This is a genomic window from Microcoleus sp. Pol12A5 (assembly GCF_036701435.1).
Taxonomy (GTDB): Bacteria; Cyanobacteriota; Cyanobacteriia; order Cyanobacteriales; family Microcoleaceae; genus Microcoleus.
Window position 1 is genome coordinate 3,959 of record NZ_JAUBQU010000105.1, and the last position, 17,506, is coordinate 21,464.

Here is a 17,506-nt window from a genome sequence, read left to right on the forward strand (position 1 = left end):
TGCACTAAAGCAGATTCTATGGTATAGAAATCTCCGCCGTCGCTAAAACTGTCAGGGGTAACATTTAAAACGCCCATTAAATAAGTGCGTTTTCCCCACTCGAAAACTTTATTTCTAATTATAATTTTTTTGTTATTTATCATATCACCTCATCACTCGGCGATTTAAATTGATTCTTATTAAACGAAGTCTCTCTCTAAGAGACTCAAGAATCAAGCAGAATCGCCATTGTTAATTCAACCAAAACTTAACCAGCTAAAAACAGTGTCAACTGTCAATTCTAATTCGATTTTCTCAATGATTGGCAACAGAGCTGCACCTTTATACAGTTCTACTTTTTGTCCTGGAAATACTGCCAAAATACTCTCTTCTTCTGGGTCTAATAACCACCCCAACTCAGTTCCGTGTCGCGAACAGTGAAGTAATTTACTCAGCACTTTTGTTTGACTTTGACTTGGGGAGAGAATTTCAATCGACCAGTCTGGATTAATTTCAAAGCGGTTAGCAATTCTACCAGAGGGCAAAAAAGGAATTCTTTCCCATCGGAATACTGCTACATCTGGCACGATTGATGCGCCACCAAATGTGCAGTATAACTCTGGAAAAGCACGGGCAATTTTCTGAGTTTTTGTTACTTGATCGATCGTCTTGCAGAGTTCACCTTGAAGGACGCTGTGTTCACCTTGTGGCATGGGCTTCTGAATGATTTCTCCGTCAAGAAACTCTGAGGCTGGTTCAGTTTCAGGAAGTTTTAGGAATTCCTCTAAGGTGGGTTTTGGTTCAACGCTCGCAATCATAGGTCAATTCTCCAGATCGGAGAAACACTCAACGGCACATCAAAATTGTAGGCGATCGCTGTTTAATTCCCGCTGCCCTTGTTCCACTTACCACTTAGCAATTACCTATTAGCAATTACATATTACTGATAATTGACAATGCGCGAGAAACTCGCAGCTTCCAAACTAGCACCGCCTACCAAAACCCCGTCTATCTCCGGCTGAGCCATGACTTCATCAATATTCTCCGGTTTGACCGAGCCACCGTACTGAATTGGCACGCCAGGATGAGTCAATTTACTGCGAATCAAACCAATAACTCGGTTAGCTTCCTTCGTTTCGCAAGTATCGCCAGTGCCAATCGCCCAAATCGGTTCGTAAGCAATGACTAACTTTTCTTGGTCAACACCAACTAAATCTTTTTCCAACTGAGAAAAAATGTGAGCTTCAGTTTCGCCTGCATCTCGCTGCTGCTTGGTTTCCCCAACGCACAGAATCGGAATTAAATCGTATTTCTGAGCAGCTTTCAGCCGCAAATTCACCGTTTCGTCAGTTTCCCCAAAATATTGGCGCCGCTCACTGTGACCGATGATGACATAACGGACACCAAGTTCACTGAGCATTGGCCCGGAAATTTCCCCAGTAAAAGCTCCTGACTCTTGCCAGTGGACGTTCTGAGCACCGAGTCTGATCCGGCTGCCGTGCAAATTTTTCGAGAGGACAGCCAAGGAGGTGAAGGGAACGCAAAGCACGACTTCCCGTTCCTCTGGGGTTTCCGTCAGGCAGGACATGAATCCTTGAAGAAATTCTAGGGATTCAGTCCTAGTTTTGTACATTTTCCAGTTGCCAGCAATAACTATTTTCCGCACGGGTGACTCAGTAGCTCTGTGAACATCAAAATCAGGCAAATTATAGTGTAAAGCTTTAGGGTACATTTCGAGCCCTTATTGCCCAAACTCGATGCGAGCTTGCTCAACTAAGTCAACGGTGACGACTTCGGTTTCGGCTTCGCGGGCTAACTGCTCGATGCGGACGCGAGCTTGTCCCCGGACAAAATAGGGAATATTTTTCAGCTTCGCCTTTGCTTCTGGCGTCCATTTTAAATCATCGGAAAATTCGGAATCGGGCATGGCGTATTGAGTGATCGACTACAAGCCTTTATGGAGCAGGCTTTGATGGAAAGCCTGGATGTATTAAATTTACCACGAGTTGCGATCGGGCCACACCTTCTCACTCTGCCTTAAATTTGTTGCCTAAAATAGCAGACGCTTCTTGTAAAAGCTGATTCTGCTCTTGTCGAATTGCCTCCAACCTTGTCAAAATATTAGCAAGCCGTTCTTGAGACTCCAAAGTGTTTGATTCAACTCCCCTCAATTGTAAACCTGAATTATTTTTGTATTCGGGATTCTGTGAAACTAATGAGTTTACAGCCACTCCACCGACATTACTTACAGATTTAGAGCCGAAACTCAAAACCCCTTGCATAAATTTTACAGGGCTTTGCAGAATAAATAACCATCCTTTTGCAAACAAGCTAGCTAAAGCCTGAAAAAAGCCTAATATACTCAATATAAATAGCAGCAAAATTACTAAAAATATCAGCGGGTGATTCACAAACCAAAAAATTACAGGATTAGAATCAATCCAATCTTTAACGGTAGCATTGATAGCACTTTGGAGGGCATCTGAAGCGGCACCGCTCATATTTCCCGCCTTGTTCATGCTATCTTCTAATGAAGCCTTAGCCTTTTCTGTAGCTTGATTTACAATCTCTACAGCTTGGTTAGTGCTTTGATTCAGAGTATTGACTGCAGAGTTAGTAGTTTGATTAATAGTTTCTTTAGCAGTTGATGCAGAGTGATAAATAGCATCAACTGCTTTGTTGGTACTTTCACTGACGCGACTAACGGCTTGATTCGCGACTTCGGATATAGAAATCCTCGCTTTTTCTGTTTTATCCGCTACATTACCTAAAGCATTGTTCGTAGCTTGATTAACAGTATTAACGGCAGAATTCGTAGTTTGAGTGAGAGCTTCTTTTGCCTGGTACCCAGTGTCGGAGAGAGAAGATTTAGCTTGTGCTGTTGCTTCGGAAACAGAATTAACTGCTTTTCCGACTTTTTCCGTCCAAACTTCTTTAGTTTTTTGAAGGCTTTGATAAAAATCCGGTAGTGCTACTGCCATACTAAGTACCCTCCATCAAGTTAATTTATTGTTTCCCAGTGATTGTAGTACAGCTTCTGTTTTTAATAGTGGAACTTTATCCAAAAATTGAGCGAGAAATAGAGCTAAGATATATAAGGTAGGGTTTTTATGCTAGTCCCTTGGCTGAGTGAATCTGATGAGAGAAACAGTTTCGATAGCAATGCCCCCATGCTTTGAAAGATGGTGCCAATGCTGTGACGATGTGTTCCCCACTCAAGTCCAAAGAAACCAGTTTAGAAACTTTCTGGGGGGATTAGGAGGAGAAAAAAGAGAAAAAACCTATCCCAGCTCGCGCAGAACGCTGTATATGTTTCTTAACAAAGCTTGCGCCATGTTGCAGTCAGAGCTTGCTGGTGCGAACAAACGCTCAACCAAGGGCGAAGCTATACGCGATCGTGTGACCATCAGATGTATTCCCCAAAAATATAGGTGGCGATCGCTCAAAGATGAGGCAGGAATTTGATGCACCTGAAAAAGCCTGAATTAATTTAAGAAATATAGCATATTATCCCACGGACGATCGCGGGATAACAGGCGATCGTTCGTCAAAGCTCGCTCGACGTTGTAAAAACTGTTTAATGCCCCAAAAATAGCTACATATTTACAAAAATTAGCGCAAGTTACCAGACTTTATATCCCCGAAAAAAAGCGATAATTTTAAGTAGACTGGGGCTGTTTGTTTAACAAACCTGACGCTGGCTAGAATTTTGTTGCGGCAGCTTAGCTGGTGTATAATGTAGGACATATTTGCCAGTTTTTTACTTTTCATCCCAAGCTCAAAATATGCTAGGCTAGAATGTTTCCAAAGTTTAAGATACACCAGGACGTATGTATCAATCATTAGAAGAGTCAGCCATTTCGACTAACCCATCTACGGAACCGTCCTCTCTAATTCTCATCGTGGATGACGATGCCTTGATTCGTTTGCAACTTCGACTTTATTTACAAAAGGAAAAATACCGAGTGGCCGAAGCTAGTGATGGGTTGACAGGGCTAGCAGCTTATGAGGAAGTACATCCAGACCTGATCCTACTCGATGCAGTGATGCCTACTATGGATGGTTTTGCTTATTGTCAAAAATTATCTGAAGTGCCTGAGGGCGATCGCCCGCCTATTTTGATGATTACTAGCTTAGAAGACAAAGAATCTGTAGATCGAGCGTTTGCAGCGGGAGCTGCTGACTATATCACTAAGCCGATTCACTGGGCTGTTCTGGGACAGAGAGTGCGACGCTTGATTCAGCAATTCCATTTGCAACAGCAACAAACCCTACTTTACAAGCAGCTAGAGGCTGCCAATCGACAATTAAAATACTTAGCGTCAATTGACGGTTTGACTCAGATTGCCAATCGCCGTCAGTTTGACCAACAGCTAGACGAGGAGTGGCGACGCATGACAAGGCAGCAAACTCCTTTGTCACTAATTTTGTGTGATATCGATTTGTTCAAGCCTTATAACGATACTTATGGACACCAAGCAGGGGATCTATGTTTACAGCAAGTTGCGGCAGCTCTTAATCGCAGTATTAATCGAGCTGGAGATTTAGTAGCACGTTATGGAGGGGAAGAATTTGTAGTGATTTTATCCGATACCGAGCTTGAGGGAGCAGTCCAAATCGTTAAGCAAATGCAGGCTCGTATTCAAGCTTTAGCAATAGTACATAAGAGTTCTCCCAGTCATTACATTACGCTCAGCTTCGGTATTACCAGTGTGATTCCTACCCAAGAGCTCCGACCAGAAAATTTAATTACTGCTGCTGATGCAGCACTTTATGAAGCTAAAGATCAAGGTCGTAATACTTTTTGTACCAAGGTTCATACAGTTAATAAATTCACCCGTTAAATCATAATGATAAAAACTATGCCTCTCTTAATAGGGAATAATTATTTATTAAAATTTTAGATCAATATCAAGCCCTGCATGAGTAAGCCTTGATTTTATTATTCAATATTAAAGCCTAAATAATCGGTTGTGCGACATTCATGGAAACTGTGAAGGATAGAACGAGAGTGTGTCTACGATGATTGTTTATCAAAATTAATTTATCTTCAGCAAGTACAGATTCTAGAAGTTTATGGGAGGGGCTAGCTCAGTGCGTGATCAAAGATGGTTTGGTGCGATCGCCCTTCTCACGGGTGCTGGTTTTCTGGGCAACTATTTCAATTTGTCTCTCTTTTTTGGGGTTGATTTCCTCTTTGGTAGTATTGCAATACTGATTATTACTTACTACTTCGGCTGCGGCTGGGGAGGCTTGGCTAGTCTCATAGCAAGCAGCTATACTTATGTCCTTTGGAATCATCCATACGCCACAATTATTTTTGTAATTGAGGCTCTATTTGTAGGGTTTCTTTGCAAGCGCCAACATCCGAACCTCCTTTTATTTGATGGGATTTACTGGTTTTTAATTGGAATGCCTTTCGTTTGGCTTTTCTACCGTCAAATGCTGCACATGGAGGCAGCTCAAGTCGTGCTAGTTATGTGCAAACAAGCAGTTAACGGCATTTTTAATGCCTTAGTTGCCAGCTTAATCATTTCTTATGCGCCGATTCATCGGTGGGTTAGGCATTCAAAGCATCTCCATGCCCTCTCTTTACAACAAACTATTTTTCATCTGTTGGTTGCTTTTGTTTTTCTTCCAGCACTGCTGCTATTAGTTCTTGATGGTAGATACTGGGTCGCTCAAATTCAGACGACTGTGCGAACTGAGTTAAAAATAAACGGGACTAATCTCAGTAGTGCTGTATCTAGATGGCAGGAGCAACATCTATTAGCTTTGAATACATTAGCTGAAAAATCGCTCGTTCCAGAAGGCGCAAGTGCTGTAAATCAAGCGATTCAATCATCCGAACAACTACAAAAAAATATTAGCATGATCGAGGAGTTGTTTCCAGATTTTGACAAAATTTATGTTGCCGATGCATCGGGAAAAGTTTTAGCTGCATCTTCTCCTTTAAATCAAACCCCTCGGCGGTTGATAGAACAAATTACTGAACATAAATCTTTAATTACTCTGGCTCAAGAGCCGTTGAAACCTTGGATTACTCCTATCCACAAAGATATATTAATCGACGAACCTCATGTCGGGTTGAATGTGCCACTGCAAATAGAAGGTGATTTTACTGGGCTGATCCATGGTTCATTAGCAGTGAGCCAGATCAAATATCTATACTTTTTTCCGAAAAACAATCAGGAACTACGCATTACATTGCTCGATCAAAACAACCAAGTTATTGCTAGTAATCAATCCGACGAAAAGCTGTTGACCAGTGTTCAAGAGTCAAAGCACGGCAGCACTCGCACCTTAGAGGGAACCTTGCAGCAGTGGGTTCCTAGCAAGGGCAACTATCCGATGATCCGTTGGAAAAACTCTCTATATATACAGGAATTTATGATTTCCCCTGAGCTGAACTGGAGATTACGCTTAGAAATTCCAGCAGCTCCCTATGTAGAAAATTTACAAAATCGCTACAGGATAGATCTGATTATTCTTCTCGTCATCACAATGTTGGCATTTTTGTTTGCAACGGTGGTTAGCGAACGACTGGTAAAGCCGTTATCCTTTTTAGCTCTTGCGACTACTGACTTACCGAACAAGCTTTCAGAAAAAACATTTGAATGGAAACATAGTTCGGTGACTGAAATCAATGAGCTTGCTAGCAATTTTCAATTGATGGCGATCGCGCTAAATCAAAAATTTAGGGAGATTAAACACGTCAACGCTACATTAGAACAGCGGGTTCAAGAACGAACGCAAAGATTATCCAAAATCAATCGCTCTCTGAAAGCTGAAATTAAGAGACGTAAACAAGCCGAAGCTGAACTAAGAACAAGAGAGGCGGCAATACGAGCTTTATATGAAGTCACTGCTAGCCAAAATCTCAATTTTGAGCAGCGCATCCAAGCGCTAATTGACATGGGATGTCAGACCTTTCGGCTTGAATGTGGCATATTGGCGATCGTGCAAGATAATCTTTATGAGGTGATGGTTGCACGATCGCCCGATCGAGTCCTGAAACCAGGTGATGTCTTTGATATTAAGCAAACTTTGTGCTGTGAAGCTTTAGACACAAATGAACCCCTAACCATCGAACATATAGGCACCTCAAAATGGCGTTACCATCCTGCCTATATTGCCCTTGACATGGAAGCCTATATTGGAACACGAGTTTTAGTGGCAGGCAAAGTCTACAGTACCCTCAGCTTTTCTAGTAAATCTCCCCGTGTAGACAGCTTTAAATCGGCCCATGTGGAATTGCTGAAGCTGATGGCTCAGTGGATTGGTAGTGAAATCGAACGGCATCAAGCAGAAGTCGCTCTGCAAGCCAGTGAAGAGCGATGGCAACTCGCCCTACATGGTAGTAATGATGGGGTATGGGATTGGAACGTCCACACCAATGAAGTATTTTTCTCGGCTCGCTGGAAAGAGATGTTGGGCTACCAGGATCATGAAATCCCCAATCAGTTAGAGGAATGGAGTAAACGAGTTCATCCCGACGATATCGGATGGGTGATGCAAGCCATTCAAGATCACTTTCAGCGCACAACCCCGTTTTATATTACAGAACATCGAGTGCTTTGCAAGGATGGGAGCTACAAATGGATTTTGGCTCGAGGGCAAGCGCTTTCGGATGAAGCGGGCAGAGTTGTCCGTATGACTGGTTCTCACAGCGATATTACCAACCGCAAACAGTTAGAGCAGGAAATTCAAGCCAGAGAGCAATTATTGAATGCTTTCTTTAAAGGATCTTCCCTAGCAGGGGTGGGGCTGTGTATATACGATCGGCAGTTTCGATTTTTACAAATCAATGAGGCACTAGCTGAAATTAATGACCACTCTGTGGAGGCTCATTTAGGTAAGACAACCGATGAAATTTTGGGAGAATTTGCTCCTAGTGTAAATGCACTGTTACAACAGGTTTTAACGACAGGAAAACCTTCCATCAGCTTGGAAATGAGTTCAGAAGTAACCAGTCAAACTGGTGCCAAACGCTACTGGCTAACTTCTCATTTCCCCATTTTCAAGGATGCAGAGCAGCCTGTAGGAGTGGGTTGCATTCTGATTGAAATTAGCGATCGCAAACGCGCCGAAGCGGAACTGCAACAAATGAGTGCAGCGCTACAAAATGCCGTGGCAGGCATTTCTAGGCTAGACCCTCAAGGAGCCTATATCTTCGTTAACGAAACTTATGCAGCCATCTGCGGATATCGGCCAGAGGAAATGCTAGGGATGGAATGGCCGAGAACCGTTCATCCTGAAGATCTTGAGAAGATGGCGGCTGTTTATCAGCAGATGTTGAGAGAAGGCAGAGTCGAAGTCGAAGCCAAGGGGATGCGAAAAAATGGCACGATGTTCTATAAACAACTGGTGATGGTCTCTGCTTATGACGAGCAAAATGTGTTTGTGGGGCACCACTGCTTCATGAAGGATATTAGCGATCGCAAGCAAGCAGAAGAAGCACTACAACGACAATTGGAAAAAGCCTTACTGCTGAAGCAAATTACCCAAGAAATTCGTCAAAGCCTCAATGCTCAGCAGATATTTGAAACGGCTGCTGTTCAGATTGGGCAAGCTTTTGGGGTCAGTCGCTGCTTAATTCGCACATACCAGGACAATCCACAGCCTCAGTTTCCTGTCGTTGCAGAGTATCTAGCACCCGGCTCAGACTCCAGCGAGGATCGGGACATTCTGGCTGTGAGTCCTGCTTATACAAAACAGTTGATGGCTCAAGATGAAGCCATCGCCTCTCCGGATGTCTACTGCGATTTATTGCTCGCCTGTACTCATTCAATTTGTACCAGTCTCAAATTAAGATCGATGTTAGCAGTGCGAACTTCTTACCAAGGAGAAGCGAATGGTGCCATTTGTTTGCACCAGTGCGATCACTACCGTCGTTGGACTCCCGATCAAGTGGAGTTGCTAGAATCCGTCGCGACTCAAGTAGGAATTGCTCTCGCTCAAGCCAAATTACTAGAGCAAGAAACTCGACAACGAGAAGAATTAACTCTGAAAAACTTTGCCCTGGAGCAAACTAGACGGGAAGCAGAAGCTGCGAACCGAGCCAAAAGTGAGTTTCTGGCGATGATGAGCCATGAAATTCGCACTCCCATGAATGCGGTTATTGGCATGACGGGACTGCTGCTAGATACAGAACTCAAAGCTCAACAGCGAGATTTTATCGAGACGATTCGCAATAGTGGGGATACTCTCCTGAGCATCATCAACGACATCCTTGACTTCTCCAAAATTGAGTCGGGCAAGCTGGAACTAGAAAAGCATCCCTTGAGCTTGAGAGATTGCATAGAAGGTGCGATCGACCAACTTGCAGTTAAAGCAGATGAGAAGGGGATTGAGTTGGGCTACCTGATCCAGCCTCAGACTCCTAAGTTGATTTTGGGTGATGTCACCCGTCTGCGTCAGATTATAGTTAACTTGCTTAATAATGCGATTAAGTTTACTGAAACTGGGGAAGTTACCATTTCCGTGGAAGCCTCTATAGTTGATTCTGACAAAACGATTTCTGAGCCAGGGAACTTGCCCGAAAGCTTGTATGAAATTCAGTTTGCCATTCAAGACACGGGCATTGGCATTCCAACAGACCGGCTCGATCGACTATTCAAATCTTTTAGTCAAGTAGATGCTTCGACGACTCGGCAGTATGGAGGGACAGGTTTAGGTCTGGCGATTAGTAAGCGACTTAGTGAAATGATGAACGGCATGATGTGGGTTCAAACCCGAGGTCAGGTCGGAGGAACCCCTTCCCCAAAATGGCAAGCCGCTGAGCCTCATCGAATCACAATGGGTTCTACCTTCTACTTCACGATTGTCGCACCCGCTGTTGCTAGTGAGTTAGCGGAACCGATTGAAATGCTACCAGAACTATCTAGCAAGCGTTTATTAATCGTAGATGACCAGCCGACTAACCGACAAATTCTGACGCTGCAAGCCCAGACTTGGGGGATGGAGATTCGCGCTGCCCAATCGGCTGTGGAAGCGCTCAACTGGCTTCAGAGTGGAGAAACATTTGATGTTGCTATTTTAGATATGCAAATGCCAAAGATGGACGGCTTGACACTCGCCTCAGAAATCCATCAGCTTCCTAAATGCCACCGTTTACCACTGGTGATGCTGACTTCAATGGGCAAACCAGAAGGGAGTTTGTCAGCACTCTCGACCCACTTTGCGGCTTGTTTAAGCAAACCCATCAAACAATCCCAGCTTTATGAAGTGCTGACTCAGGCACTACAAGCTCAACCGACAAAAGTTCAACAGCGACCCCCTAGCTCTGTTGAGGATGATATTAAATTGGGTCAGAGACTCCCGCTGCGAATTCTGTTAGCAGAGGATCATCTGGTGAATCAGAAGGTGGCACTGCTGCTGTTAGAGCGTTTGGGATACCGGGCCGATGTTGCTGCCAATGGATTAGAAGTCTTGGAAGCCCTGCATCGCCAGCCTTATGATGTAGTGCTGATGGATGTACAAATGCCAGAGATGGATGGGCTAGAAGCCACCCGCCGTATAGGTGAGGAGTGGCCGGCTCATGCTCGTCCCCGAATTATTGCCATGACGGCGAATGCCATGCAGGGCGATCGCGAGCTTTGTCGGGATGCCGGCATGAATGACTATATCAGTAAACCAATTCGAGTAGAGGCTCTCATCCAAGCGCTGAGTCAGTGTCCACCCAACCCGCAACCGCAGCAGGCCCAAAAAGATGAATCAGATAGCAACAAGCCAGAAATTGATATGCCAGCGGTTAACCTTGCAGAACTGCAAGCCTTCTGTAGCAGCATCGATGAAGATTCAACCAAGATTGTGAGCTTGCTGGCGAACTGCTACTTGGAGGAATCTCTCAAGTTGCTACAAGCTATGAAATTAGCGATCGCCCAAGGGGATACCCAAGCCCTAAAGCGAGCCGCTCATACCCTCAAAGGCAGTAGTGCGAACCTAAGCGCGGCTCCTCTGGCCCAGCTTTGTGGCAGGTTAGAAGTCATGAGTACCTCTGGTGAACTCGATCGAGCCTCAACCCTATTGGCTCAAATCGAGGGTGAGTACGATCGTGTCAAGAATACTCTCCAACAAGAACTACAAAAGAGCGAAAGTAATCTATGAAAGTCCCTTAAATAGGCCTCTTTTGGCATCAGGACTTAGGCAACTGTCAGACGCGATGCCGCAAGGCGGCTATGCGATCGCATACCCACGATCGAGCCTGATTCCACATCTTCTGTTAGCATCGGAATTATTCATATATCCCTTCTTTTCATCTGCACGGATCAGCCTCAGTGCCTTGTCCCTTGTCATCTGCAGTTCATAAATTCTCTTTTTTTCACCGCAGATGAGGGCAGATAAACACAGATAAACGCAGATTAATTATATCTATTCTGGTTGCAGCCTCTGTGATTGTTGACTGTTGGCAAGATTTTACAATAATGACTAATGAGTAATGACTGCTGGCTGCTGTCGAAGTGGAATCTCGATCACAAACTCAGTACCCTTCCCCAGTTCCGAATTGCATTTTAAAACGCCGCCGTGTTTGTCTACCACAATTTGGTAACTAATTGACAGTCCCAATCCTGTACCTTTCCCCACCGACTTAGTGGTAAAAAAAGGGTCAAATATGCGTTTTCTCATAGATTCCGCAATTCCCGGGCCGTTGTCAGAAATCCGAATCACCGCGCTAGGAACAGTATCATTAAGTTGACCGACAGCAGTAGAGATTTTAATTTGAGGAATTACAGATTGACCGGCGAGAAACTTGTGCGATTCTAAAGCATCGATTGCATTGCCAATTACATTCATAAATACCTGATTCAACTGTCCTGCATAACACTCAACTACAGGCAAAATGCCGTATTCTTTCAGTAGCACAATGTTTGCACTGTCCGTATTAGATTTCAGCCTGTGCTGTAAAATTAACAGTGTGCTGTCAATGCCCTCGTGAATATCAACAGCCTTCGTTTGACTTTCGTCAAGACGAGAGAAATTCCTTAACGAGAGAACTATTTGACGGATGCGATCGGCTCCCACCTTCATTGACAATAGCAATTTGGGCAAATCTTTTAGCAGAAAATCCAAGTCAATATCTTCACTCAATTTGTCTATTTCAGCACTAGAATCGGGATATTGTTGCTGGTAAAGTTCCAGCAAACTCAGTAAGCTAGCAGTATATTCACTAGCGTGATTGAGATTACCGTAAATAAAATTAACCGGATTGTTAATTTCGTGAGCAATCCCGGCTACCAGTTGCCCCAAGCCAGACATTTTTTCAGTTTGAATCAATTGAGCTTGAGTGTGCTGCAAATCCTTTAAACTTTGAGCGATTTGTTCTGCTTGGCGTCTGGTTTGAGCCAACAAATCGGCTTGTTGAATAGCTACACCTAACTGATTGGCAATCTGAGCTAAAAAGTTAACTTCTGAACTTTCCCAACAGCGGGGTCCAGAATGTTGATACGCTGTCAGCAAACCCCAAAGTTCTTGTCCTACAAAAATCGGCGCGATCGCATAAGACTTCACCTGAAATTTCTCTAAAATACCGACAACACATTCCGAGTGGCAAACTTGATAAATATCGTCAACAGCTAGAGTTTCATTATTGACATATCTACCGCCTCGGTTTTCCTGCAAATAAGTATCTTGCCAAACCGTACTGATACCTTCCCCTACTAATTTTATCCAGCCATCTTTCACAAACTCTGCCACATAATGGCCACTCCAATCAGGATAAAATTGATAGACCGCAATTCTATCAACTTGCATAAACTGACAAACTTCTTGGGTTGCAGTCTTAAAAATTGCGTTGATATCGAGAGATTCTCGAATCTTGGCTACCACTTCAAAGAGTATCCGCTGTTGCTCGGCTGCCCACTGCAAATCGATAGTTTGCTGCCGCGTCTTAGCAAGCAAATCTGCTTGTTCTAATGCTACGCTCAATTGAGCTCCTACTTGCGTAGCAAACTGAATTTCCGAACTGTTCCAATTGCGGGAAATGCCGCACTGGTGCACGCACAGCAAACCCCAAAGTTCGCTGCCATTCATCAGTGGTATAATCACTTGAGCTGTTATTTGAAATTGAGCTAAAAGAGCAGCGTGGCAGTCCGAGAGTCCCGCACTTGCGATATCAGGCAGCACTTGAATGCGTCCCTGGCTGTATTTATTTGCATAGTTCTCTCCAAAAAAAGTATCGCGAACTTTCACAGCCATTGCTGAAGGAAAATCTTGCAAAACATCTTCGGTAATAAATTCCCCTTCATTAAGCTTTGAACTTATATAGAAACGATAAATTCCAACTCTATCTGCATTTAAAATTCGCCGCAATTCTGTAGTTGTTGTGCTAAAAATTGTATCTAAATCGAGAGATTGTCGAATCTTAGCAACTACTTCAAACAGTATTCTTTCCTGCTCTGCTGCCCGCTGCAACTCAACTGCTTGCTGCTGAGTTTGAGCGAGCAAATCTGCTTGTTCTAAAGCGATGCTGAGCTGAACGGAAATTTGGGTAGCAAACTTAATTTCGGAAGATTCCCAGTTGCGGGGAGCCGAACATTGGTGTACGCACAGCAAGCCCCAAAGGTCTTTGCCTTTCATCACCGGTGCAACTAAACTAGCTTTGACCTGAAATTGCTCTAATAGTTGCTCATAGCAATCTTGCAGTCCGGCTTGTCTAATGTCGGACATTGTGTGAACTCGTCCCTGAGAGTAGAGATTGGCATACTTTTCTCCAAAGCAGCGATCGTGTACTTTGACTGCCATTGCTGACACAAAAGCTGGCAAAACATCTTCGGAAACGAATTCACCATCGTTAAATTCTGATGCGGAAACGAAGTGGTAAACTGCCACTCTATCGGCATTTAGAGCCTGCCGCACTTCCTGGCACATCGTACTAAAAATCTTGTTCAATTCGAGGGATTTCCGCATTTTTGCGACCACTTCAAACAGCACTCGCTGCTGTTGGGTCAACTGCTGTAGTTGAGCGGTGCGCTTTTGAACTTGATTTTCTAAATTTGTGTTAAGTTCTTCTATTTGTTGATCGAGTTGGTAGTGGTTAATAGCATTAGAAAAGTGGGTACCAAAAATTTGAACCAATTCAATTTCTTCTATTTTCCATTCGCGAATTTGGGCAGTTTTTGACTCTTTCCACGCTTCAAAAGATATCCGAGATTGGGCGAGCCGCCCGTCGCTATCAAACTGTCGAGCCCAGAGAGTTTCGGTGTCAAATTCTTCTCGAAAAATGCTCAAGTAACCGAATATTTGCTGGCGGGTTTTGAGCGGTACGATTAAAATACTGCGAATTTTGGTCGATCGAAATGCAGGTTGCAGGCTTCTCAAACTGCTAATTTGGTACAAGTCGGGAATTACCCAAACCTGTTGCTCGCCGGATTTAAAATATTCGTGCCAGACGCTGTATTGCTCAACCTGCGGGTATTTTGCGGAAATTCCCATCTTCGGCCCTGAGCCACAAGTGTAGACTGTGAGTTCTCGATTCGAGTTATCCGAATAGCGAACTAGATTCGTAACCTTGCTGCTTTCGGAAATGAATGGCGTGGCGAAAATACACAGCCTGCCGCCGGCGGCGTCTAGTGCTGCTACCGATTCTACCAAAGCTGTTTGGAGTTCAATCGCCGGCTGGGAGTGAAGGGCTGCGGCGACGCGGTTGACGGCAGCTTCCCGTTGAGCTTTCGCCCTCGCTCGGGCGAGGAGGGTTGATTGGGCTATGGCGACGCCGAGCTGATCTGCCACCATCTGAACGCCTTGGAGTTCGTTTTCTGCCACACTCCGGGACTCGGAGTGGTGAGATACCAACAACCCCCAGAATTCTTCGCCGTGAAAAATTGGTACTACCAAGCAAGCCTTGACCCCTAGTGCAGTCAAGTATTCAGCATGGCAGGGGTCAACCGCACGAAAGCGCATTTCGTCGTCGGGCAGCAGTTCGCCCGAAACCGCCTCGCGGCGCGGACTTTGGCCTAGCTGCCCGGAATCTATATCGACGATCGATCGCACCTGTACTTGCGCGAACAGTTCGCGGGCGTGAGGGGGAATATCGTCTGCTGGAAAATGGAGGCCCAATAGGGAGGGCAAGCGGTTGCCGTTAATTGATTCGGCAATCACTTCACCGCTACCGTCGCTATGAAATTTGTAGATTTTTACTCTGTCTGTTCCCAAAAAGGATTGAACTTCCGCTGCTGTTGCGCTCAGAATTTCGGGGAGTTCTAGAGAGCGGCGAATGCGGTTGGCGATGCGTTCGAGCAAATTTGCTCGATCGAACCTCACCTTGACATTTTCGATCTTTAATGAGTCCATTATTAATCTTTTGCTTTCCTAGCAATAACAGTAAGCGACCCAAAAGTTTTGTGCTTGTTAAAAAAATCGGCAAGCACAGCCATTTAATAAAATATAAATATCCTGAGGGCAATGGTCGATTAGTTGTGCACCTGTAGCGATCTGCCTTCAAATTACCACTTTTAATTGTGTGGGATTAAAACTTTTGTACTTTAAATATAAACTTTGTAGAGTCTGCCTTGCAAGCTCTGTACCCCAACGGATTAAAATTGTCAATGTTCAAGACTTGTAGAGTCATTCACCGCCACCGATGAAGGTAGCACCGAAATATGTCCGTCCTGGATGCAAAAGCTCGCTGAGGAACGAGCTGACGGAAAAAAACAGCATTGAATTCAACAGGTTAACTCACAAACCGGTTTTCTACGTATAGGATTGTATCTGCTGCTAAGGGGCTCGGAGAACTGTCGATCGACAATCCGCTGCTTTTTCAGATATTATCATCCGATCAAAAAAAGCTCCTGCGTTAAGCAGGAGCCTTTTTCAACTAGACAGTCAAATCAGAAATAAATTCGATCGATTAGTCTAAGTCTGGCATAGAAAGTACCGCTTCATTTTCGCGATCGATACCCTTCTCAAAGCCAGCGACAGCCGCGCGAGCGCGACCAGCGTGCCACAAGTGGCCGACCAAGAAGAAGAAACCCATCACAAAGTGGAAACAGGACAGCCAAGAACGAGGAGAAGTGAAGTTAAACGAGTTAACTTCAGTCGCCACACCGCCCACAGAGTTCAAAGAACCCAAAGGAGCGTGAGTCATGTACTCAGCCGCGCGGCGAGCTTGCCAAGGCTGAATGTCATTCTTGATTTTGTTCAAGTCCAAACCGTTAGTACCGCGCAAGGGTTCCAACCAAGGGCCTTGGAAATCCCAGAAACGCATCGTTTCACCGCCGAAAATGATTTCGCCAGTAGGAGAGCGCATCAGGTATTTACCCAGACCGGTGGGGCCTTGTGCAGAACCGACGTTAGCACCCAAGCGTTGGTCGCGGATCAGGAAGGTCAAAGCTTGCGCTTGAGAAGCTTCCGGGCCTGTCGGACCGTAGAATTCGCTGGGGTAAGCAGTGTTGTTGAACCAGACAAAGCAGCAAGCGATGAAGCCCATCAGGGACAAAGCGCCCAAGCTGTAAGACAGGTAAGCTTCGCCAGACCAGATTAAGGCGCGGCGAGCCCAGCCGAAAGGCTTGGTCAAAATGTGCCAAACACCGCCAGCGATACAAATCAGGCCGAGCCAGATGTGACCGCCGATGATGTCTTCCATGTTGTTGACGCTGACAATCCAGCCTTCGCCACCAAAAGGAGAGCGAACCAAGTAGCCAAAAATCACAGCCGGGTTCAGAGTGGGGTTCGTGATAATACGCACGTCGCCGCCGCCCGGAGCCCAAGTGTCATAGACACCGCCGAAGAACATAGCCTTAGCTACCAGCAGCAGAGCGCCGCATCCCAACAGAATCAGGTGGTAGCCGATGATATTCGTCATCTGGTTCTTATCTTTCCAGTCGTAGCCGAAGAACGAAGAGTATTCTTCGAGAACTTCTGGGCCGCGAACGGCGTGATAAATGCCGCCCAAACCGAGAACAGCAGATGAAATCAAGTGAAGAACGCCGACTACGAAGAACGGGAAGATATCCGTAACTTCACCGCCGGGGCCGACGCCCCAACCCAAAGTCGCGATGTGGGGCATCAAGATTAAGCCCTGTTCGTACATGGGCTTTTCTGGGATAAAGTGAGCGACTTCAAACAAAGTCATTGCACCGGCCCAGAACACGATCAAGCCAGCGTGAGCGACGTGTGCGCCCAGCAGTTTGCCGGAGAGATTGATCAAACGAGCGTTGCCAGACCACCAAGCGAACCCGGAGGATTCTTGGTCGCGACCGCTTGCGTAGGAATTAGAGAGCGTTACCACCCGGTAGAACCTCCAACGATTTTAGATTTTGGATTTTGGGTTTTTTTGTTCCCTAGTAGGGCACGGTATCACCGCGCCTGCGCCAGGGAGTAGGGATTTGGATTTCAGATTAAGTTAAAAATATTAAATTAATCTGAAATCCAAATCCTGATTTTTTTAAAGTGCGTTACCGCGAGGCAGAACTTCTTCAGGGAAGATGAAGTTTTCGTGGGGTTGGTCTGTCGGAGCCATCCAAGCACGAATGCCTTCGTTAAGCAGAATGTTCTTAGTGTAGAACGTTTCAAACTCAGGATCTTCAGC

The 17,506-nt window shown here is 45.1% G+C and carries 9 protein-coding genes and 1 pseudogene; 3 read left to right on the forward strand and 7 right to left on the reverse strand.

Going from position 1 to position 17,506, the window contains the following annotated elements; all coding sequences use genetic code 11:
- Nucleotides 1-236 precede the first annotated feature (236 nt).
- The 4 genes from QUA45_RS22145 to QUA45_RS22160 form a co-directional block, all read right to left on the reverse strand.
- Nucleotides 237-797, reverse strand: a complete 561-nt coding sequence (locus QUA45_RS22145; protein WP_333222125.1) for a Uma2 family endonuclease — start codon at nucleotides 795-797, stop codon at nucleotides 237-239.
- Between the two features lie 122 nt (nucleotides 798-919).
- Nucleotides 920-1,645: a triose-phosphate isomerase gene (gene tpiA / locus QUA45_RS22150; protein WP_333222129.1), complete on the reverse strand. Its 726-nt coding sequence runs from the start codon at nucleotides 1,643-1,645 to the stop codon at nucleotides 920-922.
- A 75-nt stretch (nucleotides 1,646-1,720) separates the two neighbouring features.
- A complete protein-coding gene (locus tag QUA45_RS22155; RefSeq protein ID WP_006633749.1) occupies nucleotides 1,721-1,906 on the reverse strand; it encodes a PCP reductase family protein in 186 nt (61 codons plus the stop codon).
- Nucleotides 1,907-2,006: 100 nt separating this feature from the next.
- Nucleotides 2,007-2,960: a hypothetical protein gene (locus QUA45_RS22160; RefSeq protein WP_333222126.1), complete on the reverse strand. Its 954-nt coding sequence runs from the start codon at nucleotides 2,958-2,960 to the stop codon at nucleotides 2,007-2,009.
- Nucleotides 2,961-3,288: 328 nt separating this feature from the next.
- Between QUA45_RS22160 and QUA45_RS22165 the strand changes: the two genes are divergently transcribed.
- The 3 genes from QUA45_RS22165 (at nucleotide 3,289) to QUA45_RS22175 (ending at nucleotide 11,088) form a co-directional block, all read left to right on the forward strand.
- Entirely contained in the window at nucleotides 3,289-3,444 is a 156-nt protein-coding gene (locus tag QUA45_RS22165) for a hypothetical protein (RefSeq protein WP_333100112.1), read from the forward strand.
- 365 nt (nucleotides 3,445-3,809) lie between these two features.
- On the forward strand, nucleotides 3,810-4,823 hold the full coding sequence (locus QUA45_RS22170; RefSeq protein ID WP_333100113.1) for a PleD family two-component system response regulator: 1,014 nt from the start codon (nucleotides 3,810-3,812) through the stop codon (nucleotides 4,821-4,823).
- A gap of 250 nt (nucleotides 4,824-5,073) precedes the next feature.
- The gene (locus QUA45_RS22175; RefSeq protein WP_333222127.1) at nucleotides 5,074-11,088 is read left to right on the forward strand and encodes a response regulator; all 6,015 of its coding nucleotides are present in this window, start codon (nucleotides 5,074-5,076) and stop codon (nucleotides 11,086-11,088) included.
- 321 nt (nucleotides 11,089-11,409) lie between these two features.
- Here QUA45_RS22175 and QUA45_RS22180 read toward each other — a convergent pair whose 3' ends face one another.
- The 3 genes and pseudogenes from QUA45_RS22180 to QUA45_RS22190 all read right to left on the reverse strand — a co-directional run.
- Nucleotides 11,410-15,270: a GAF domain-containing protein gene (locus tag QUA45_RS22180; protein ID WP_333222128.1), complete on the reverse strand. Its 3,861-nt coding sequence runs from the start codon at nucleotides 15,268-15,270 to the stop codon at nucleotides 11,410-11,412.
- A 556-nt stretch (nucleotides 15,271-15,826) separates the two neighbouring features.
- Nucleotides 15,827-17,206, reverse strand: a complete 1,380-nt coding sequence (gene psbC / locus QUA45_RS22185) for a photosystem II reaction center protein CP43 (RefSeq protein WP_333039523.1) — start codon at nucleotides 17,204-17,206, stop codon at nucleotides 15,827-15,829.
- 156 nt (nucleotides 17,207-17,362) lie between these two features.
- Nucleotides 17,363-17,506: pseudogene (locus tag QUA45_RS22190) on the reverse strand (photosystem II D2 protein (photosystem q(a) protein)); the annotation flags it as partial.

Excerpts from the sequence above, each read along its gene's own strand:
- QUA45_RS22145 (WP_333222125.1), bottom strand. The coding sequence starts at position 797 with ATGATTGCGAGCGTTGAACCAAAACCCACCTTAGAGGAATTCCTAAAA.
- QUA45_RS22165 (WP_333100112.1), top strand. The coding sequence starts at position 3,289 with ATGTTTCTTAACAAAGCTTGCGCCATGTTGCAGTCAGAGCTTGCTGGT.
- QUA45_RS22180 (WP_333222128.1), bottom strand. The coding sequence starts at position 15,270 with ATGGACTCATTAAAGATCGAAAATGTCAAGGTGAGGTTCGATCGAGCA.
- QUA45_RS22170 (WP_333100113.1), top strand. The coding sequence starts at position 3,810 with ATGTATCAATCATTAGAAGAGTCAGCCATTTCGACTAACCCATCTACG.
- QUA45_RS22155 (WP_006633749.1), bottom strand. The coding sequence starts at position 1,906 with ATGCCCGATTCCGAATTTTCCGATGATTTAAAATGGACGCCAGAAGCA.
- QUA45_RS22160 (WP_333222126.1), bottom strand. The coding sequence starts at position 2,960 with ATGGCAGTAGCACTACCGGATTTTTATCAAAGCCTTCAAAAAACTAAA.